20 protein-coding genes and 1 tRNA gene are annotated in these 19877 nt (G+C 68.6%); 8 read left to right on the top strand and 13 right to left on the bottom strand.

Annotated features, from left to right (window positions below; all coding sequences use genetic code 11):
- Window positions 1-24: 24 nt before the first annotated feature.
- On the bottom strand, window positions 25-1383 hold the full coding sequence (locus QSK36_RS01190; protein ID WP_285781014.1) for a YopA family protein: 1359 nt from the start codon (window positions 1381-1383) through the stop codon (window positions 25-27).
- A 363-nt stretch (window positions 1384-1746) separates the two neighbouring features.
- Entirely contained in the window at window positions 1747-2616 is an 870-nt protein-coding gene (locus tag QSK36_RS01185; protein ID WP_285781013.1) for a GntR family transcriptional regulator, read from the bottom strand.
- A 111-nt stretch (window positions 2617-2727) separates the two neighbouring features.
- Here QSK36_RS01185 and QSK36_RS01180 point away from each other — a divergent pair, with 111 nt between their 5' ends.
- From QSK36_RS01180 to QSK36_RS01170, 3 genes are read left to right on the top strand one after another with little or no spacing between them, the layout of a single operon-like run.
- Window positions 2728-4188 (top strand): replication initiator, encoded by a 1461-nt coding sequence (locus QSK36_RS01180; RefSeq protein WP_285781012.1) that lies wholly within the window; start codon window positions 2728-2730, stop codon window positions 4186-4188.
- Window positions 4185-4391 carry a helix-turn-helix domain-containing protein gene (locus tag QSK36_RS01175; protein WP_285781011.1) on the top strand — a complete coding sequence of 69 codons (207 nt, stop codon included), beginning with the start codon at window positions 4185-4187 and terminating at the stop codon, window positions 4389-4391. Before QSK36_RS01180 ends, QSK36_RS01175 begins: the two co-directional genes overlap by 4 nt.
- Window positions 4388-5545, top strand: coding sequence for a tyrosine-type recombinase/integrase (locus tag QSK36_RS01170; RefSeq protein ID WP_285781010.1), 1158 nt, complete (start codon window positions 4388-4390; stop codon window positions 5543-5545). Before QSK36_RS01175 ends, QSK36_RS01170 begins: the two co-directional genes overlap by 4 nt.
- 59 nt (window positions 5546-5604) lie before the next feature.
- On the opposite strand, the gene QSK36_RS01165 is transcribed toward QSK36_RS01170, so the two are convergent.
- The 7 genes from QSK36_RS01165 to QSK36_RS01135 form a co-directional block, all read right to left on the bottom strand.
- Window positions 5605-5676 (bottom strand) — tRNA-Val (locus QSK36_RS01165).
- 15 nt (window positions 5677-5691) lie between these two features.
- Window positions 5692-6648, bottom strand: coding sequence for an ROK family protein (locus tag QSK36_RS01160; RefSeq protein WP_183535995.1), 957 nt, complete (start codon window positions 6646-6648; stop codon window positions 5692-5694).
- Window positions 6645-6971, bottom strand: a complete 327-nt coding sequence (locus tag QSK36_RS01155) for a hypothetical protein (RefSeq protein ID WP_285781009.1) — start codon at window positions 6969-6971, stop codon at window positions 6645-6647. The genes QSK36_RS01160 and QSK36_RS01155 overlap by 4 nt, the downstream gene beginning before the upstream one ends.
- A 72-nt stretch (window positions 6972-7043) precedes the next feature.
- On the bottom strand, window positions 7044-7499 hold the full coding sequence (locus QSK36_RS01150) for a peroxiredoxin (protein WP_182901559.1): 456 nt from the start codon (window positions 7497-7499) through the stop codon (window positions 7044-7046).
- Between the two features lie 73 nt (window positions 7500-7572).
- Window positions 7573-8001, bottom strand: a complete 429-nt coding sequence (locus QSK36_RS01145; RefSeq protein ID WP_030505660.1) for a DUF3052 domain-containing protein — start codon at window positions 7999-8001, stop codon at window positions 7573-7575.
- Window positions 8002-8143: 142 nt separating this feature from the next.
- Entirely contained in the window at window positions 8144-8551 is a 408-nt protein-coding gene (locus QSK36_RS01140) for a YjbQ family protein (RefSeq protein WP_285781008.1), read from the bottom strand.
- A gap of 10 nt (window positions 8552-8561) precedes the next feature.
- Window positions 8562-8756, bottom strand: coding sequence for a DUF1918 domain-containing protein (locus QSK36_RS01135; protein ID WP_139576418.1), 195 nt, complete (start codon window positions 8754-8756; stop codon window positions 8562-8564).
- 565 nt (window positions 8757-9321) lie between these two features.
- Between QSK36_RS01135 and aceE the strand changes: the two genes are divergently transcribed.
- Window positions 9322-12075 carry a pyruvate dehydrogenase (acetyl-transferring), homodimeric type gene (gene aceE, locus QSK36_RS01130; RefSeq protein WP_352239461.1) on the top strand — a complete coding sequence of 918 codons (2754 nt, stop codon included), beginning with the start codon at window positions 9322-9324 and terminating at the stop codon, window positions 12073-12075.
- 161 nt (window positions 12076-12236) lie between these two features.
- Window positions 12237-14096 (top strand): trypsin-like peptidase domain-containing protein, encoded by a 1860-nt coding sequence (locus QSK36_RS01125; RefSeq protein ID WP_285781007.1) that lies wholly within the window; start codon window positions 12237-12239, stop codon window positions 14094-14096.
- A gap of 329 nt (window positions 14097-14425) precedes the next feature.
- On the opposite strand, the gene QSK36_RS01120 is transcribed toward QSK36_RS01125, so the two are convergent.
- From QSK36_RS01120 to QSK36_RS01105, 4 genes are all read right to left on the bottom strand, one after another.
- Window positions 14426-14821 (bottom strand): VOC family protein, encoded by a 396-nt coding sequence (locus QSK36_RS01120; RefSeq protein WP_139576416.1) that lies wholly within the window; start codon window positions 14819-14821, stop codon window positions 14426-14428.
- Between the two features lie 197 nt (window positions 14822-15018).
- The gene (locus QSK36_RS01115; RefSeq protein ID WP_139576415.1) at window positions 15019-15732 is read right to left on the bottom strand and encodes a helix-turn-helix transcriptional regulator; all 714 of its coding nucleotides are present in this window, start codon (window positions 15730-15732) and stop codon (window positions 15019-15021) included.
- A gap of 221 nt (window positions 15733-15953) precedes the next feature.
- A complete protein-coding gene (locus QSK36_RS01110) occupies window positions 15954-16412 on the bottom strand; it encodes a helix-turn-helix transcriptional regulator (RefSeq protein ID WP_285781006.1) in 459 nt (152 codons plus the stop codon).
- Between the two features lie 69 nt (window positions 16413-16481).
- Window positions 16482-17498, bottom strand: coding sequence for a PHP domain-containing protein (locus tag QSK36_RS01105; protein WP_285781005.1), 1017 nt, complete (start codon window positions 17496-17498; stop codon window positions 16482-16484).
- Window positions 17499-17687: 189 nt separating this feature from the next.
- Between QSK36_RS01105 and QSK36_RS01100 the strand changes: the two genes are divergently transcribed.
- From QSK36_RS01100 to QSK36_RS01090, 3 genes are read left to right on the top strand one after another with little or no spacing between them, the layout of a single operon-like run.
- Complete coding sequence (locus QSK36_RS01100) at window positions 17688-18113, top strand: hypothetical protein (RefSeq protein ID WP_285781004.1); 426 nt, start codon at window positions 17688-17690, stop codon at window positions 18111-18113.
- 13 nt (window positions 18114-18126) lie between these two features.
- Complete coding sequence (locus QSK36_RS01095) at window positions 18127-19290, top strand: glutathionylspermidine synthase family protein (protein WP_139576412.1); 1164 nt, start codon at window positions 18127-18129, stop codon at window positions 19288-19290.
- A 15-nt stretch (window positions 19291-19305) separates the two neighbouring features.
- Window positions 19306-19749: a DUF350 domain-containing protein gene (locus QSK36_RS01090; protein ID WP_183543931.1), complete on the top strand. Its 444-nt coding sequence runs from the start codon at window positions 19306-19308 to the stop codon at window positions 19747-19749.
- Window positions 19750-19877 lie beyond the last annotated feature (128 nt).

Genomic DNA, 19877 nt, shown 5'->3' with positions numbered 1-19877 from the left:
TATGGTTCTAGGCGCTGCGATGATTTATGCAATACCCTGATTAGTCCAGGGGACCGGATCAACATCGCCGTACCATCGCTCACGCTTCAGCACATTGTGATACGAGCCTCTGTATCCCACTTCATGTAGCAGTAGCAATGTTAGGTACTGGTATAGGAGTAGCCATGCTTCCTGGACCAGGCCACGAGTTCCGTAAATCGTATCGCGCGAATTTTTGGGATGCACAATCTCATTTCGTATTCGAGCTACCGCAGTCGGCCCGTCATGCACCCCATCAACCCCCGGAGCATCCGCCATGAATGTGCTCAATTTGGGCAGCTCTTCTTCGTTGATCTCGGGAGATATAGCCGCCCGGCTAAGCACTTCTCTTAGCCGACCGGACGCGCCTAGCCCATCGTAAGCCTTCTTACTCATCCCGCCTCTCACCTTGAGGATGACCCAAGTGAGATGTTCTATTGCCGAGAAGGCGGTAGTGATCCTTTGCTCAACGAACCCCGCGAAATTCGCGAGAACTGCAGACGTCATCAAAAACCTAAGCGTGAATCGGTCATCCGGATCCATAAATCGTTGAATTACATTCCGCAGATAATCCTCCGTGTCGCCCCCTTCACGCCACCACCAAGCTAGGCCGCTATCGCGCCCAGGACTGCAATGTAGGGGACCCCATTCTCGCCAAAGAACGTTACCGCTTGCATCAAGGCCGACAGGAAGAGCCGGTGCCACCCAGCGCCCTGCAGCAAAAGATAGTGAGAACTGTAGTGCGGCAATCACAGGCTTGACTTCTGCCGCCGTAAAATCACTTCCACCTTCGCGGCGCACTTCCATCACATGGGTCATGGCGATCGTCTGCATCTCCCGCAGGAGGTGCCAGACATCCGAATAATCGGGCCTCCTATCTATAATTATCCGCCAGCCGTTTATGACCGCGCTCCATCGCCCCGTGAACCACTCAAATTTTTCTTCACCGGTGATACGAATAGGAGCACGCATAGCCGGCAAGTTCATCCAATGGACCACAACTCGCTCTAGAGGAGCATCATCATTGCCTATACCTGATCCATCGAACCACCCCTTGAAGAAATCGCCGCGATGCCCTAAAAGCGTCTGGTCACCCATGGGAAGCCTAAGAGTGATGTTCACGTCGCCAATATCAAGAGAACTCCCACTGAAAAGGCGCGCCGCGTCCTGGTCTATTTGCCAGGAGATGTCGAGCTTAGATATGCAGTTCAGGTGGACGGCACCCTCAACGTCCACTCCACTTATGAATCCTCCCATCGGCCCTCGATAAAGCATGACTGGTTCACCAGGCGAATTGAAAGGGTAAATGGGCTGTAGCGCCTGGTACACCTCTTCATCGCCGTGGGGAGCGCGGCTAGCAACCATGGTGACACCCTAAATTCAGACCTACCTCTACGCTGGCCAACGGACACGTGGCAAGTGTCAGTTCAGGAGCGTGGTACCAAGTAGCCCGACGGCAAACGGACCCGGAGCGCAGGGCCGCTAGGCCCGAGCACCGGAGGCCGTGCGGCAGCCGATCGCCCCGACCGCCTACTGAGAGAACCGAAGTGAGCGATCGTCACGGCCTGAACTGGCGACTGCTGCTGGCCTTCGCGCGGGCGGCGCCGGCCGGGACCGGCCGGAGAGCCGCATGCCCGGCCGGCTGGCCGCCCGGCGCGCGAGCGGGCCGCCGTAGGCGGCTCGCCCTTGAACCAGTAAAGAAACTCTGAGCCACCCAGAAGGCAGCTTCTAGATCACGAGGTCGATGCCGTTGTCGCTGAGTTCCTGTGGCGTGAGGTCAGCGTCAGGATCGTCGGCAAGCTCGGTGTGGTAGCCGATCTCGTAGCGGTTGGCGGGAGCCTTGACCTCGGTGACCTCGATGGGACGGCCGTTGGCGTGGGCCATGGTGCGCCGGATGATCAGCAGTGCCTCGGCGTAGTCCAGCCCCAGCAAGGCGCGCTCATCCTCGTACGCGATGCGGGCCGTCGTCAGGGTCATCCACCTGACCGGGCCATGCTCACCAACCAGCGACTGGTAGAAGAAGCCGGGACGCTCACGAAACTGGTGGTACCGCTTCGGGTCGTCCCACTCCGGCAGCATGTCAGCGTTCGTGTAGGAGTTGATCTCCAGCCGGGCCGACGCGCCATGGATACGGGCGGTGTGGCCTCGGTGCCACATGCTGCGGCGATGGATCACCGGGTGTCCAGGCCGGACGCCGAGCATGATGGCGATGTCTCGGTTCGCGCTGATTTTCTCGTCGGTGAACAGCGGGGCCTCGGGCTCGACGTCCTTCATGGCCAGGTCCCAGCCGAACTCCTGCACGTCGGGATGGTTGCCGGGCGCGGCCAGGTCCGGCCGGTTCCGGTCCGTGATGATGATGGCGCGCCGCTCGGGCATGGGACGCACGAACGAGCCGCGCCCCCGCATGACGTAGGCCAGGCCCTCGGAGACCAGAGTGTCGATGGCCTTGCGGACCGTGGGGCGGGAGACCTCGTACTTTCTGACCAGCTCCGGCTCGCTCGGCAGCGCACCGCCCGGCGGGTAACGGCCATCGAGGATGGCGGCGCGTAGGTCGGTGGCGATGACGCGCCAGCGCGGGTCCTTCTCCTCGGTCTCCATGCGATCCCTCCCACTTATCTCAACACAACTTGTACTACAGGTTGACGAGCATCAGCAACGCACGTCAACATGTACTACAAGTAGTCCTACGGCAGGAGGGAGGTACCGATCATGAGCGCGAATGACGAACACGATTGGATGACCGACCTCGTTCGGGTCATCAACGCACCCGGCTATGACCGGTGGCGCTCGATGGTGGCCGCCACGGGCGGCTGTGCCCATCCGATCCACCTGGCTGGCGAGTCGGCCATCGTGGACGCGGGTACCGGCGAGGTCCTGCACAGCTACACGACAGCCGACGAACCGGGCGGTCGCCAGCTCACCGCTTGCGGCAACCGACGTGCCTCGGTGTGCCCGGCCTGCTCGGAGGTCTACCGGGCCGACACCTTCCACCTGATCCGCGCTGGCCTGTCGGGTGGCAAGGGCGTCCCGGAGACGGTCAGCTCCCATCCGCGGGCCTTCGTCACGCTGACCGCGCCGTCCTTCGGCCCGGTCCACTCCCACCGGGACGGACGTGCCTGCCGTCCCCGGAAGCGCGACAAGGTGTGCGAGCACGGGCGGCCGGTCGGTTGCCATGTCCGGCACGAGCCACGAGATGACCGGCTCGGACAGCCCATCTGCCCGGACTGCTACGACTACATCGGGGCCGTTCTCTGGCAGGCACACGCGGGCGCGTTGTGGCACCGCTTCACCCTTGCCATGCGGCAAGAGCTGGCCGCCCAATTGGGGATGAGCCGCCGTGCCTTCGGCAAGGAGGTGCGCGTCTCGTTCGCCAAGGTTGCCGAGTATCAGCGGCGCGGCCTGGTCCACTTCCACGCGGTCATTCGTCTCGACGGCCCGGCAGGGGCCCACGAACCCCCTCCCCCATGGGCCGACCACGACCTACTTGTACGGGCGGTCCCACCTGCGGTCGCCCGCGTCGGTCTCTCCTCACCCGAGAGCGAGCTCGGACAGTGGGAGCTGACCTGGGGCGACCAGCTCGACATTCGGCCCATCCTCCTCGACGAAAGAGCGGAAGGAGTCAGCGAACGGGCGGTGGCCGGCTACATCGCCAAGTACGCCACCAAGGGTGCGGAAGCCTCCGGCACCGTCGATCACCGCGTGTCGTGCCCGGCCTGCGGCGGTCGTGGGCGGCTCACCCTGACCGCTACCTGCGGGCGCTGCCACGGCACCGGGCTCAAAACCGGGCTCCACCTGGACGCACTGCCAGTGACCGAGCACGCCCGGCGCATGATCCGCACCTGCTGGGACCTCGGCGGACGCCCGGAGTTCGCCGCGCTGCGCCTGCGGCCATGGGCTCACATGCTTGGCTTCCGGGGCCACTTCTCCAGCAAGAGCCGCGCCTACTCCCTCAAGCTCGGCGACCTGCGCGGCGCCCGAGCCCAGCACCGAGCCGCCGAAGCACGCGAACGCCACGGGCTGCCCGCCCTCGGCGACGCGACCACGCTCGTCCTCGGCCACTGGCGCCTGGCCGGGATCGGCCACACGCCCGGTGAGGCAATCATGGCCGAGCACATCCGCCAGCGCGTCCAGACCGCCCGCGCCATCAGGGCAGAGCACGAGGACGGATGACCCCACCCCCACCCGCCGATCGGCGGCTCTACCGCATCCCCGACGCAATGCGCCTGCTCAGCCTCAGTCGCAGCGTCATCTACGAACTCATCCGTTCGGGGCGGCTCCGCTCCGTCCACCAGGGCCGTACCCGGCTCATCCCGGCCTCGGCCATCGACGACTACATCTGTCTACTCGAAAAGGAGGCAAGGAAGGCATCATGACCGCCCGACGCAGCAAAGGAGACGGCGGCCTGCACTGGGACGAACAGCGGCAACGCTGGATCGCCTCGGTGACCCTGGGCTACTCCCCTGCGGGGAAACGCATCGTGAAGAAGGCCAGCGGCAAGACCAAGACCGAAGCCAAGGCCAAGCTCAAAGAGATCATCCGCGACCACGAAGACGGCCTGGCCATCGCCCCTAGCAACTACACCGTGAGCGACGCCGTGACCTACTGGCTCGCTCACGGCCTGGGCGGCCGGTCCCCCAGCACGGTCCGGATGTACACCACGTTCGCGGAGACCCACGTTCTCCCGGCACTCGGCGCGCGCAAACTGCGTGACCTGTCCGTGGAGGACGTGGACTCATGGCTGGCCGGCAAGAAGGGAGAACTCAGCACACGCTCGCTCAAGCTGATCCACGGCATCCTGAACCGCGCGGTCAAGAGCGCCATGCGACGCGACAAGGTGAAACGAAACGTCGTCGACCTCTGCGAGATCCCCGAGGGACGCGCGGGCCGCCCTTCCAAGGCACTCACGCTGGCGCAGGCTCAGGCCATCCTCGACGAGGCGGCCAAGGCCACCCCGCGCATGCGGGCATACATCGTGCTCTCGCTGCTGATCGGCGCTCGGACCGAAGAGCTTCGCGCGCTCACCTGGTCGCATGTCGTCGCGTACGACGAAGAGCGGCAGGCATGGCTCCCCGTCGCCGAGGCCGGCTGGGACCACGAGGAGTTCGCGATCCACGTCTGGCGCTCCGTGCGACAGAAGGGCGACACCAAGACCGTCAAGTCCCGCCGATCCCTCAAGCTGCCCCGCCTCTGCGTCGACGCCCTTCACGCCCTGGCCGACAAGCAGACCTCCACTGACTCCGATCTCGTCTTCTACACCAAGAACGGAACGGCGCTCACCGCGCACAACGTACGACGCGACTTCCGCAAGATCCTCGACAACGCCGATCTCACCGGCAAGGACTGGTCACCGCGCGAGATGCGGCACAGCTTCGTGTCGCTGCTGTCGGACTCCGGCGTCCCGATCGAGGACATCTCCCGCCTCGTCGGCCACCGGAACACCGTGGTCACCGAGACCGTCTACCGCAAGCAGATCCGCCCGGTGCTCATGCAGGGCGCGGAGAAGATGGACAGCCTCTTCGAGGCATAGTCACTCAGATAGTCACTCGGTCCGCGAAAACAAGATCGGCAACACGCCGTTTCACCAGGTGGGCGGTACTGGGTTCGAACCAGTGACCCCTCGCTTGTAAGGCGAGTGCTCTACCGCTGAGCTAACCGCCCGGACCGGACTACACCTTACGACACCGACCCGCCTCTCAGCACATCGAGCGACCAGTCCGCGCCCGCGTCGTTGTCTCCCGCCGCCTGCCAGCCGAGGAGGGCCGCACCCAGCATGCCCGCCCGGGGGCCCAGGGCGGCCGGGCGTACGGGCGGGGGCTCCCGGAAGGTCAACCGGCCGGCCAGCCGTTCCCGCAACGGCTCGAACAGGGCCGCACCGGCCTCCGCCAGGCCGCCGCCGATGACGATCAGGGCCGGGTCGAGCACGAGCACGTACGACGCGAGGGCGATGGCCAGGGCCTCGATCGCCTCGCCGAACACCTCGGCGGCCACCGGGTCTCCCGCGACCGCGAGCTCGACGACCTCCTTCGCGGTCGCCGTGCGGCCGGAGCGCGCCGTGAAGCGGCGGGCCACGGCCGAGGCGGAGGCGTAGGTCTCCAGGCAGCCGATCTGCCCGCAGGCGCACTTCTCCCCCGCCGGCCAGACGGACGCGTGCCCGATCTCGCCGCCCCAGCCGTGCGCGCCGCCGTACGGCTCGCCGCGGAGCACCACCGCTCCCGCGATGCCGGTGCCGATGGGCAGGAAGAGGAAGTCGGCGACGTCGCGGCCCGCACCGAAGACGCTCTCGGCCAGTCCGCCCGTGCGGACGTCGTGGCCGAGCCGCGCCGGGACGCCGGGCGGCGTGAACGCCTCGGCGGGCACGTCGCGCCAGCCGATGTTGGCCGAGTAGACGGCGCTGGACGCGGTGACGATGCCCGGGACGGCCAGGCCCACCCCGGCGGGCTCGACGCCGTACCGGGAGCGGCCGAGGTCGGCGATCTCGCCGACGTAGGCACGCACGGCTTCCACCACCGCGTCCGGACCGTGTTCGCGGCCCGTGGGGCGCCCGGCGAGGACGGTGACTTCGCCGCCGCGGGTGACGAGGCCGCCCTTCATGGAGGTGCCCCCCACATCCAGGGCGACGACGTACGTCACGAGCGGCCCAGGACGCGGTCGAGGGCCGCCTCCACCTCCGCGGCGAGGCCGGGCATGCGACCGGAACCCGGCGAGCCGGCCGTGACGAGCGGCTCATCGGCACGGGCGAGCCGCACCTCGCCGCAGGAGCGGCACTCGATCTCCCCCAGGCGGCAGATCAGCGCGATCGAGCCGCACGAGGCGCACGTGTCGAGATCGAGGTCGTGCACACGCTGGCAGTCCGGGCAGACGAGGACCTGCGCCTCGCGGCGCACCGCGCGCTTCCATGGGCTGGCGCCGCGGACGGGATCGGTCTGCCGGGCCCCGCACCTGTAGCAGGGCATCGTGGCCTCCAATGGGGCGAGTCGGAGTCGGAGTCGAAATATGTCAGTGCCCGGGGGCGGGCAATGAAACGATCAGATTTCCGCGAGCGCCTTCCGGTACTCGTCGAGATCGCGTGCGGAACCGATCGGGTTGACGACCTTCCAGCGCACGACGCCTTCGCCGTCGATGATGAACGTGCCCCGGAGCGCGAGTCCCCTGTCCTCATCGAGGACACCGTACGCCCGGGCGACCTCACCATGGGGCCAGAAATCCGACAACAGAGGAAAAGAGAAGCCCTCCTGGTCGGCCCAGGCGCGCTGGCTGAACATCGAGTCGACCGACACCGCCAGCACCTGGACATGCGGAGACAGGGAGTCGGCGAGCTCGTCGCGGATGGCCGCGAGCTCGCCGTGGCAGACGGGGCTGAAGGACAGGGGATAGAAGACGAGCATGACCGTCTTGCCCCGCAGGTCGGAGAGGCGCACGGGAACGCCATGCTGGTCCTTGAGTGCGAAATCCGGAGCCTGCTGCCCGACCTCTATCGCCATGAGCAGTCCCTCCCCAGGTGTCCGCCCATCATCCTGCCGTACGGCATCCCCGGGCCGTACGGCAGGGCAATACTCAGCGGCGAGCCTTCGGGGCGACGAGCCTCGTGCCCGACCAGTCCCTGGCGGCGCTCACGCTGCTCGTCTGCGACAGCCCGGCGGTCGCCGCGTCCTCACCGATGTCGCTGGGCTCCACGTGGCCCTCGCGCCCCGCCTTGGGGGTCAGCAGCCAGATCTGGCCTCCGTCGGCGAGTGCGGTCATCGCGTCGCTCAGCGCGTCGAAGAGGTCACCGTCGCCGTCACGCCACCAGAGCAGCACCACGTCGACGACGTCCTCGTAGTCCTCGTCCACCAGCTCGTTGCCGGTCAGCTCCTCGATGGACTGGCGCAGCGCCTCGTCGCAGTCCTCGTCCCAGCCGACCTCCTGCACCACCTGACCGGCTTTGAGGCCGAGTCGTTCGGCCAGGCCGCGTTCGTCCTGCGCCTGACCCGCGGTCGCGCTCACGTTTATCCCTCCTGCTTGGGGTGACCCCGCCCATGTCTTGCGGTTGTCCCGGCTCGTTGAGAGCCATGCTTCGGCACAGTCCACACGCTGCGACCCGCCGTCGTCAACGGTCGCCACGGCGGGTGACCCGCACCGTTATCTCTTAATCGGTCAAAAACGACAAACGAACACGCCTGTCAGGGTTGTCGACGTTGAGGTCGATCAGGGCGACCGACTGCCAGGTCCCCAGCGCCAGCCTGCCCTTGAGGACGGGAACGGTCGCGTACGGCGGAATGAAGGCGGGCATGACATGCGACCTTCCGTGCCCACGGGAGCCGTGCGCATGCCGCCACCGGTCGTCCGCCGGCAGCAGGTCCCCCAGAGCGGCCAGCAGGTCCTCGTCACTGCCGGAGCCGAGCTCCAGCAGCGCCACGCCCGCCGTCGCGTGCGGGACGAAGACGTGCAGCAGCCCGTCTCCCCCGCACTCGCGCGCAAAATCGGCGCACTCCTTCGTTATGTCGTGCACGCGCTCGCGCCCGCCGGTCCGCACCTCGATCACCGTCGATTTCACATCCGCGATATTACGATTCGCGCTGAGCTGGAAGGACGACAGCGTCCGGACCGGGGAAGACGAGCGCTTCGTGCCCGTCCTCGTACCTCACCAGGAACGGCGGGCCGCCCTCTGGACCGCGGACCTCGACGATCACACCGTGCTTCTCGTGGTCGCCCACGACGGCACCGTGCACCACCAGCCGGTCCCCTACCGTTGCGTGCATCTCGATCCCCCTCTCTCCAGAGCCTGGTACGGCTATCGCCACCTGGAAAGAGGAGAAACCCCCCTCTCCTCAGAGGAAGGGACAACTCATACCAAAACGTTACGTGGCCGGCACGCCGCCCCCGGCCCCGTCCGCGCACCCCCGGAAACGTGCCGGAGACACGGAGACAGGCGAGGCGGAGGGTCCCCAAGACAATGGCGGGACGGCTACGACCGCGACTGCGCGGCGACTTCGCCCGATGTTCCGGGTAGGGCGCGGTCAGGCCGGGTACGGAGGTCCCGACCAGGCACGATGTGACGCAGGCGACCTTGCGGCGCCCCCGGCGGCGGCCGGGAATGGATGGTAGGTAAAAATCGTCCTACCATCGGTGGTCTAGGCCAACACCTGCCCCGCAGCCAGCGCGGACGGTTCGGTTACCGGGAAGTAGAGATGCACTTTCCGGTGGGACGAGACAGGATGGAAGAAGACCCGCAACGCCGCGATCAAGCGCTGACCGCATCGCAGCAGGCAACACAGACGTAACAGATCCGACGAGACAAAGTCCATTCTCGGAAGGCGAGACCCAGTGGCTTCCGGACGCCAGCGTTTTTCGATCATCAGTGACGGCCTACCCAGCCAGTTGCCTGATGTCGATCCGAGCGAGACCAACGAATGGCTCGAATCGCTCGACAACGTCATCAAGACCGAGGGCCGAACCCGGGCCCGCTACCTGATGCTCCGGCTGCTCGAGCGCGCCCGCGAACACCAGGTCGGTGTGCCCGGCCTGCGCAGCACGGACTACATCAACACCATCCCCCCGGAGCGCGAGCCCTGGTTCCCGGGAGACGAGTACGTCGAGCGCCGCATCCGGGCCTACATCCGCTGGAACGCGGCGGTGATGGTGACCCGTGCCAACGCGCGGACCAACGTCGGCGGCCACATCGCCACCTACGCGTCCGCGGCCTCGCTGTACGAGGTGGGCTTCAACCACTTCTTCCGCGGCAAGGACCACGGCGAGTCGGGTGACCAGATCTTCATCCAGGGCCACGCGGCGCCGGGCATCTACGCCCGGGCCTTCCTGGAGGGCCGCCTCGACGCGCCCCAGCTCGACGCGTTCCGTCAGGAGCTGTCCCACGGGATCAAGGGCCTGCCCTCCTACCCGCACCCCCGGCTGATGTCGGACTTCTGGGAGTTCCCCACGGTCTCCATGGGCCTCGGCCCGATCGGCGCGATCTACCAGGCGCGGTTCAACCGCTACCTGCTCAGCCGCAAGATCAAGGACACCAGCCGCAGTCACGTCTGGTGCTTCCTGGGCGACGGCGAGATGGACGAGCCCGAGTCGCTCGGCGCGATCGGCGTCGCGGCCCGCGAGGAGCTCGACAACCTCACCTTCGTGATCAACTGCAACCTGCAGCGGCTCGACGGCCCGGTGCGCGGCAACGGCAAGATCATCCAGGAGCTGGAGTCGTACTTCCGCGGCGCCGGCTGGAACGTGATCAAGGTCGTCTGGGGCCGTGACTGGGACCCGCTGCTCGCGGCCGACGTCGACGGCGTGCTGGTCAACCAGATGAACACCACGCCTGACGGACAGTTCCAGACCTACTCGGTCGAGTCGGGCGCGTACATCCGGGAGAACTTCTTCGGCGGCGACCCGCGCCTGCGCAAGATGGTCGAGCACATGTCGGACGACGACATCCGCAAGCTGTCGCGCGGCGGCCACGACTACCGCAAGGTGTACGCCGCGTTCAAGGCGGCCCGCGAGCACGTCGGCCAGCCGACCGTCATCCTGGCCCAGACGATCAAGGGCTGGACGCTCGGCAAGGACTTCGAGGCGCGCAACGCCACGCACCAGATGAAGAAGATGAGCAAGGCCGAGCTCAAGGAGTTCCGCGACCGGCTCTACCTGCCCATCCCGGACAAGGACCTCGAGGCCGACCTCCCGCCGTACTTCCACCCCGGCGAGGACAACGACGAGATCGCCTACATGAAGGAGCGCCGGGCGGCGCTCGGCGGCTACCTGCCCAAGCGGGTAGTACGCGCCAAGCCGCTCAAGCTCCCCGGCGACCCCGTCTACTCGGGCCTGCGCAAGGGCTCCGGCAAGCAGAACGTCGCCACCACCATGGCGTTCGTCCGCCTGCTCAAGGACCTCATGCGGGACAAGGAGATCGGCGCCAGGTTCGTGCCGATCATCCCGGACGAGGCCCGCACGTTCGGTGTGGACGCGATGTTCCCGACCGCCAAGATCTACTCGCCTCACGGGCAGACGTACGAGGCGGTCGACCGCGAGCTGCTGCTGTCGTACAAGGAGTCGACCGAGGGTCAGATCCTGCACGAGGGCATCAGCGAGGCCGGCTCGATGGGCTCGGTGCTCGCGGTCGGCACCTCGTATGCCACCCACGGCGAGCACATGATCCCGGTCTACATCTTCTACTCGATGTTCGGGTTCCAGCGGACCGCCGACCAGATGTGGCAGCTCGGCGACCAGATGGGCCGGGGCTTCCTGCTCGGCGCGACGGCCGGCCGCACCACGCTGAACGGCGAGGGCCTGCAGCACGAGGACGGCCACACCCCGCTGATCGCCTCGACCAACCCCGCCGCCGTTTCGTACGACCCGGCGTGGGCGTTCGAGATCGCGCACATCGTCAAGGACGGCCTGCGGAGGATGTACGGGGAGCAGCCCGAGGACGTCTTCTACTACCTGACCGTCTACAACGAGCCCTACCCGCAGCCGGCCGAGCCGGAGAACGTGGACGTGGAGGGCATCCTCAAGGGCCTCTACCTCTACGCCCCGGCGACGGGCGACGGGCCGAAGGCGAACATCCTGGTGTCCGGCGTCGCCGGCCCGTGGGCGCTGGAGGCGCAGCGGATGCTGGCGGAGGACTGGGGCGTGTCGGCCTCGGTCTGGTCGGCCACCTCCTGGAGCGAGCTGCGCAGGAACGCCCTGGACGTCGAGGAGCACAACCTGCTCAACCCCGACGCCGAGCAGCGCGTGCCGTACGTGACCAGCAAGCTGACGAGTGTGCCGGGGCCCTTCGTGGGCGTCAGCGACTACATGCGCGCCGTCCCGGACCAGATCGCCCAGTGGGTGCCCGGTGACTGGACCTCGCTCGGCACCGACGGCTTCGGCCTGTCCGACACGCGTTCGGCGCTGCGCCGCCACTTCCACGTGGACGCGGCCTCGATCACGCTGGCGGTGCTGACCCAGCTCGTGCGGCGCGGCGAGGTCAAAGCCGAGACGCTGCAGGAGGCCGTCGCCCGTTACCACCTCAAGAACGGGGTGACCGAGGTGTCGGCTCAGCAGACCCCGGAGACCAACGACACCCAGTCGATGGGCGTCTGATCCGCGGATCGTCCGGCGGCCCCCGTTCCGGCGGGGGCCGCCGTCGTCTCCGGCGCCCGCACCGCGCCTGAGCGGCGCGAACGCGGTCTTGCAGTGCGGTACCGTCCGGTCCCAAGCCACCTCCAAGCAAGAAACAAGACCGTTCCATCACGCTTGCTGCCGTGGATGGAAATTTCAGGAAATACTTCGGCAGACTGACCGGGGGGATGGCCGCGATGGCGGCCTTCGCCCTGCTCGTCGTGGCCGCGCCCGCTTCGGCGGACACCGGGGACGAGGTCCCCGTCGGCACCCGGCTGGCCGCTCGCACCCACCCGGCCGTGCAGCTCACGAGCATCACGTACTCGGGCGAGGTCGTCGTCCCGAGCAGCCAGGCCAAGCAGGCGGCCTGGGACCAGCTGACCACCGAGGCCACCCAGGCCGTGCTCGCCGGCAAGATCCCCTCCGACGAGCGGAGCATCGCCAAGTTCCTCTTCCAGCGTGTGGCGGCCGACGTCGACCGGTACCTCCAGCCCGTCGGCCCGGAGCGCACGGTCAAGGCCCAGGTCGGCGGCATGTGCACGGGCTGGTGGGTGACCCCCGACGGCTACATGGTCACCGGCGCGCACTGCGTGCAGATGAGCGACGAGGAGCTGTCGCAGACCTTCGCGCAGCAGGCGCTGGAGAAGTTCAACAAGCAGGACGCGAAGGACATGATCAACGCCCTGCGGAACTTCGAGGCCGACAAGGAGATGATCGAGCTCGTCCAGCAGATCTACGTCACCTTCAACAGCACCCACCTGGAGATCCGCGGCCTGCAGAAGAGCCTGTCGGTCCTGCAGAGCCTGCCCGGCGGCGGCGTCGACAAGACGGCCAAGGAGGTCCCGGCCGAGCTGGTGTCGGTCGGTGAGAGCTACCCGGGCAAGGACTTCGCGCTGCTCAAGGTCAACGGCCAGCAGAACCTGCCGACCGTGCCGCTCGGCGACGACGCCGACGTGCAGACCGGCGACACGCTCTACATCAGCGGCTTCCCCGGCCTGGTGACCAACACGCCGTGGTTCAGCGTCGAGTCCAAGCTCGACCCCGCGCTCACCGAGGGGCCGTACAACGCCAAGCGCACGACGCAGGAAGGCGTGCCGTACATCCAGACTCAGGCGCCCTCCTACCACGGCAACTCCGGCGGTCCGGTCTTCAGCCGTGCGGGCAAGGTCGTCGGGATGCTGATCGCCGGCACCGTGAGCGAGAACGGCGAGGCGTCGGAGAACGAGAGCTTCGTGCTCCCGGTCTCGATCATCAAGGAGAAGCTCAACGAGAAGAACGTCAAGCCCGCCGCGTCGCTGACGACGACGAAGTACAACGAGGCGCTCGACGACTTCTTCCAGCGGCACTACAAGGACGCGCTGCCGAAGTTCCGCGAGGTGCAGGCGCTGTTCCCGAGCCACCCGTACGTCGCGAAGTACATCACCGACTCCCAGCAGGCCATCTCGTCCGGCAAGGACGAGACCCCGCAGCCGATGTGGCTGTGGATCGCCATCGGCGCCGGTGTCCTGATCGTGGTCGGCGGTGGTCTCCTGCTGCTGGTCCTCATGCGCAGGCGCAAGAAGGCCCCCTCGTCCCCGCAGGACCAGTCGCCCTCGCCGGCGTACGGCGGGCCCTACCCCGGGATCAACGGCGGCGGCTACCCGGCGCAGGTCGGCGGCGGCTATGACCGGCAGCCGGTGAACGGCCAGGTGCTGCCGCAGGGCTGGCAGCCGCAGAGCCTGCCGCCGGCCAACGGCCACCAGCCCGGGCGGACGGCCGGAGGCTACGAGGCTCCGCACCCGCGCGACTACGATCCCCAGCGGCCGGGCGGGGGCTACGATCCCCAGCGGCCCGACGGCGCGACGCAGTACGTGCGTCCCGCTCCCTCGCCCTACGGACAGCAGCGGCCGCAGGCCACCCCGGGCCAGGGCCCGGCCGACTCCAACGCCCCGGACGTCGCCGACCTGGAGCGGGAGATCGCCGAACTGCGCCGCCAGTTGCAGCACCGCCCGCCGGAGGCGTGACGAGACCCCGCCGCCGGCCGCCCGACACCGCCGTGGCACGCGTGGTGTCGCGCGTCCGGCCGCCTGACACCGCCACCGCACAGGAGGCGACGCACCGCCGGCCACCTGGCAGGCACCGCCACCGCATGCGTGGCGACGCGCCGCCGCCGGCCGCCCGTATCGGCACCTCGAACGGGCGGCCGGCGGACCCCACCCGACCGGCGGGGGCGGGGAACGGCCGTCCGAGCGCCCTGACGGCCCGGAGGGGAAGGGCCCGGGGGAAAGGCGCCGCAGGGGAAGCACGGGGGATCCCGGCGGGCGTTCGGACGGCCTGGGTACGCTCCGGCCGGTCAGGCACCGGCCGGAGCGAAGACGCCGAAGAGGTTGCCGGACGGGTCGTGGAGGTAGGCGAAGTCGGGACCGCTCTCGTTGCCCACGACCTGGCTGAGCACCTTGCCGCCCAGTGCCTCCACCTTCCGGCAGGTCTCGGCCACATCCCGCACCAGCACGGTGAAGACGGCGTGGCCGGGCATGTCGCCACGGGTGCCGAACACGCCGCCGCGCATCTCCTCGTCACCGGCGTAGCTGATGAGCCGGTAGTCGATACCCATGGCGGCCGAGTCCTCGTCGGTCCGGAACCGCCAGCCGAACAGGTCGCCGTAGAAGCGCTGGACCCCCTCGGGGTCGTCGCTCGCGATCTCGAACCAGGCGACCGTGTTGACGGCGGGGGCGGCGGGAGTGGTCATCGTCGGCCTCTTTCTCTGTTGCCTTGTATGTAGGCGCTCGCTCTCCTACGCGACGGCACCGGCAGACGGCGTGGCGAGCGGGGAAGGTGCTCGGTGGACCATGGCCGGTCCGTCGTGTGCGTAGAGCCTCCCGCCCTTCGGCGACACCCCCCTGTCGGCGTTTCCAGAAACTCGCGAACATTCTTTCGAATCAACGGTCAGTCGAGCACCGGCGTGCGTGCGATCATGTCCGGCACGCCGGCGTCGAACGCCTCCAGTGGCCGGCCGGGCACCGGATCCTCGGTGAGGACGGCCTCGGCGATCCGGTCGAGCCGGAAGACGCGGACGGCGTCGCGCAGCCGGCACCAGGCCACCAGATACCACCACCCGCTCCGCCCGCCGACGAACGCCCCGGGCTCCACCTCCCTTGTCGTCAGCACACCCTGCGCGTCGCTGTAGTGGATGCGTAGGACGACCCCCTTGAGCAGGGCCTCCTCGATGACCCTGCCGATCGACCCGGTGTATCGGGACTCCGGCTTGTCGTCGGTGAGGATCTGCACACGGGCCGCCAGTTGCCGGGCCCGCTCCCCCTCGGGGCCGGGCATGGCGGCGACGAGCTTGCGCAGCGCGCTGCGCGCCTCGTCGGCGAAGGGCTGCTGTTCTGTGCGGCTGAGGGCGATCGCCACCGCCACGGCCTCGGCGGGGGTGAAGTTGAGCGGGGGAAGGGACATGCTCTTGTCCAGCGCGTACCCTCCCCTGCGCCCGACCTCCGCGTAGATGGGCACGCCGGCCTGCTGGAGCGCGGAGATGTCCCGCTCGATGGTCCGCGAGCTCACCTCGAAGCGCAGGGCGAGCTCACGCGCGGACCGGCAGCGCGGGGAGATCGCCCGCAGGTCCTCGACGATCGCATAGAGCCGGTCGGTACGGTTCACGCCGCAGAGGGTAGGCCACCCCACCGACATTTCTCGCTGACGCGTTCGACTCCTGCGCATCGACGCACGTCAGAACGGGCACCCGAGCGACACCCGTCCACCCGGCTCACGGATTCGCGGGTCCTCACGACTCCGCCGCACCAGCCGCGCCCGGCCCCGGGCCGTGCCGCCCACGTCTCCGGTCGTACCCGCGCCGCCTTCCAGCGCCGCGGGGCGGCTGCTCAGCCGCCGACGGCCTCGGCGAGCTCGGCCAGGCGGTCGCGGCCCGGCTCGGGGAAGCGCTCGTCCATGACCTCGGCCCAGGAGATGCGGTCGAGCCGGAAGACGCGCACGTCGTCGCGTAACCGGCACCAGGCCACCAGGTACCAGTGCCCACCCCGGCCACCCAGGCAGATGCTGGGCTCGACGTCCCTGACGGTGGGCACGCCCTTGCTGTTCACATACTCCAGGCGCAGCACGTGCCGCCCGTGCAGCGCCCTGTCGATGGCGCGTTTCACGGACTCGGGGCCCGCGAGCGCGTACCCGCCCTGGTCGAGCCGGATCGGGACACCGGCCTCCCGGAGCTTCGCGACGTCGCGCACGACGGTGCTCTTGCTGACCCCGAGGCGCGAGGCGAGCTCGCGGGCCGACAGGCATCCGGCGGATTCCAGCTCCTTCACCAGCGCGTCGCGGCGTTTCATGATTCGACGCTACGTCGATCAGTCCGGCGAAACCCGCCCAACACACCTCACTCGGACGCCACAGCACTATCACCCCAAGTCCGCAGCAGTCCCCCAGGGTCGGGTGTTGCGGATGCGCTGGGGCGGTATCCCGCACAGGGCCGCGCGCTCGCACCCGAACCGCTGCCAGTCGAGCTGGCCGGGTGCGTGGGCGTCGGAGTCGATCGCGAACTCGCAGCCCATCTCGTACGCCAGCCGCATCAGGCGCTTGGGCGGGTCGAGCCGGTCAGGTCTTGAGTTGATCTCCACCGCGACCCCGAACCTCCGGCACGCCTCGAAGACGATCTCGGCGTCGAACTGGGACTCCGGCCGGCCTCGTCCGCGCACGACCCGGCCGGTGCAGTGCCCGAGAACGTCCACGTGGGGGTCGGCCACCGCCGTGACCATCCGCCGGGTCATGTCCGCGGCCTCCATCCGCAGCAGCGAGTGGACGCTCGCCACCACGACGTCGAGCCGTTCGAGCAGCTCCGGCTCCTGGTCGAGCGAGCCGTCGGTGGTGATGTCCACCTCGATGCCGGTCAGGATCCGGAACGGCGGGCCGCCGTCCCCCGCGTACCGCTCGTTGAGTTCGGCGACCACGTCGAGCTGCCGCCGCAACCGGTCGGCGGACAGGCCGTGGGCGACGGTCAGCCGGGGCGAGTGGTCGGTCAGCGCGAGGTACTCGTGACCGAGCGCGCGGGCGGCGTCGGCCATCTCCTCGATGGGCGATCCGCCGTCCGACCAGTCGGAGTGGCTGTGGAAGTCGCCGCGCAGCGCCGACCGCAGCGCCTGCGCGGCCTCGTCGAGGTCGACGTCCTTGGTGTCCTCGAGCCGCCGCAGGTAGGTCGGCACGGCGCCGTCCAGCGCCTCGGTGACGGCCAGGGCCGTGACCTTGCCGATGCCCCGCATGTCGGTCAGGCCGCCGGTGCGCGCGAGCCGTACCAGCTCCTCCCGGGGCAGGTCCTCGATCGCGGCGGCGGCGCCCCGGAAGGCGCGCACGCGGTAGGTCGGCTCGCCGGCCCGTTCCAGCAGGAAGGCGATGCGCTTCAGTGCCTCGACGGGATCCACACCCGGGACGCTACCCGGCGTACGGCATCTCAGCCGGGCGGACATAACAGACCGATCAGGAACCCCGCGCCTGCCTGTCCCGTTCGTCCAGCGAGACGATAATGTGTGCCGATCTCGACAGCAGGAGCCCGATTGGCAGAGCCCGGGGAGAGCCCCCCACCGAAGACGACGCCACCCGGTGGCTCCTCCATGCCCACCCATCCCATGGCGATGGGCACGCCGCGGCCGGAGGCGCCGCCGCCGTCGAGCGGCATCAAGTCCTCCACGGCGATCAAACTCGGCACCCTGGGCGTGCTGTCCGTCCTCGTCGTCGGCTTCTGCGCGGCGCAGGACGACTACGAGGAGGTCGGCGCCGACTGCGTGGACACCTCGACGCTCAATCCGGACGGGTCGTACGTGGTCGTCGACGACGACTACTGCGACGACGACGGCGGCGGTGGCAGCCACTACTACGGCTCGCACGGCGCGTACCGCTGGTACTACGGCGGCAGCCACGTGGGCGGCCGGGTCTACCGCGGCACGACGGTCCGGCCGGCCGACGCCCAGATCACGACCCGGTCGGGGCGGGTCGTGCAGCGGGGCGGCTTCGGCTTCCACTTCGGCGGCGGCGGCTGAGCGGGGCCGGCACGTGCGCAGGCTGACCTCGGCGCCCAGGGAGAACTGGGCCGCCCTCATCGAGTCGCAGGGGCTCGCGTTCCATCGCTCGGCCCACCCCGAGGGCCTCACCCGGCCCTATTGGGACGAGAGCGTCCACTACGTCTTCACCATGGACGAGGTCCTCGCCCTGGAGGAGCAGGTCGAGGAGCTGCACCGGATGTGCCTGGCCGCGGCCGACCACATCGTGGCCTCCGGCAGGTTCGCCGACCTCGGCATCCCACCGCACTGCCGCGCGGCCGTCGCGGAGTCGTGGCGGCGGCGCGACCCGCACGTCTTCGGCAGGTTCGACCTGCGTTACGACGGCACGGGACCGGCCAAGCTGCTGGAGTACAACGCCGACACACCGACCAGCCTGGTCGAGAGCTCCGTCGTGCAGTGGTTCTGGCTGAAGGACGTGTATCCAGAAGACGACCAGTGGAACTCGATCCACGAGCGCCTTGTCGACCGCTGGAAGTCCCTCACGCTCCAGACGGGCCCGGCCCACTTCGCGTGGACCAGCGCCGACGAGACGGGCGAGGAGGCGATGACCATCGGCTACCTCCAGGAGACCGCGGAGCAGGCCGGGCTGGTCACGGCGGCGATCGCCATGGAGGACATCGGCTGGGACGCGCTCAACCACCGGTTCGTCGACATGGAGCACCGGGTCGTCCGCACGCTGTGCAAGCTGTATCCCTGGGAGTGGATCGTCGCGGAGCCGTTCGCGCCGCACGCGCTCGCGCAGCAGATCTCGATGACGTGGATCGAGCCGCTGTGGAAGATGCTGCTGTCCAACAAGGCTCTGCTGGCGATCCTGTGGGAGCTGTACCCGGGCCACCCGAACCTGCTGCCCGCCTACCTCGACGGTCCCCGCGAACTGGCCGGCGGCCCCGGATACGTGCGCAAGCCGCTGCTCGGCCGCGAGGGCGCCTCGATGCGGATCGCCGCGCCGGGCGTCGAGGTGGAGACCGAGGGCGACTACGGCAGGGAGGGCTTCGTCTACCAGGAGTTCCTGCCGTTGCCGGACTTCGACGGCTGGCGTCCGGTGCTCGGGGCGTGGGTGGTCGACGAGGAGTCGGCCGGGCTCGGCATCCGGGAGACCTCCGGCCTCGTCACCGACGACACGTCCTCTTTCGTCCCCCACCGCATCCACGGCTGAAAGCGAAGGCCCCCCGTGAACACCACAACCTCCATCGCCGACGTGCTCACGCACGGCGCCCTGGCGATCCTCGCGTACGCCATCCTGGGCGTGCTGCTGCTCGTCGCCGGGTTCTACGTCATCGACCTGGCGACGCCCGGACGGCTCAGCAAGATCATCCGTACCGACCGCAATCCCAACGCCACGGTGCTGGCCGCCTCCAGCGTCGCCGGCGTCGGACTCGTCGTGGCGGCCTCCATCTGGTCGTCCGGCGGCGCGCTGCGCGAGGGCCTGCTCGCGACGCTCGTGTTCGGCCTGGTGGGCATCGCCGTGCAGACGCTCGGCATGGTGGCCTTCGACAAGGTCGCCGGCATCTCGGTGCGTGAGCTGGTCCGGGAGGCCACGCTGCAGCCCGCCGCCGTCCTCCTCGGCGTGACGCACTTCTTCATCGGCCTCATCACGGCCGTCGCCGTCATCTGACCCGCCGACACCGGGGGACGCCCCGGGACGACGCCCGTGAAAGATTCATGGGCGCGCGTGAAGAGGCCCAGGTGGGAGCGTCATACGTCCCATCGAGGCGTTTCCGGGGATACGCCCGTATAGACCGT

Source organism: Microbispora sp. NBRC 16548 (genome assembly GCF_030268985.1).
GTDB classification, from domain to species: domain Bacteria; phylum Actinomycetota; class Actinomycetes; order Streptosporangiales; family Streptosporangiaceae; genus Microbispora; species Microbispora catharanthi.
This window is presented reverse-complemented; position numbering and strand designations above follow the sequence as displayed.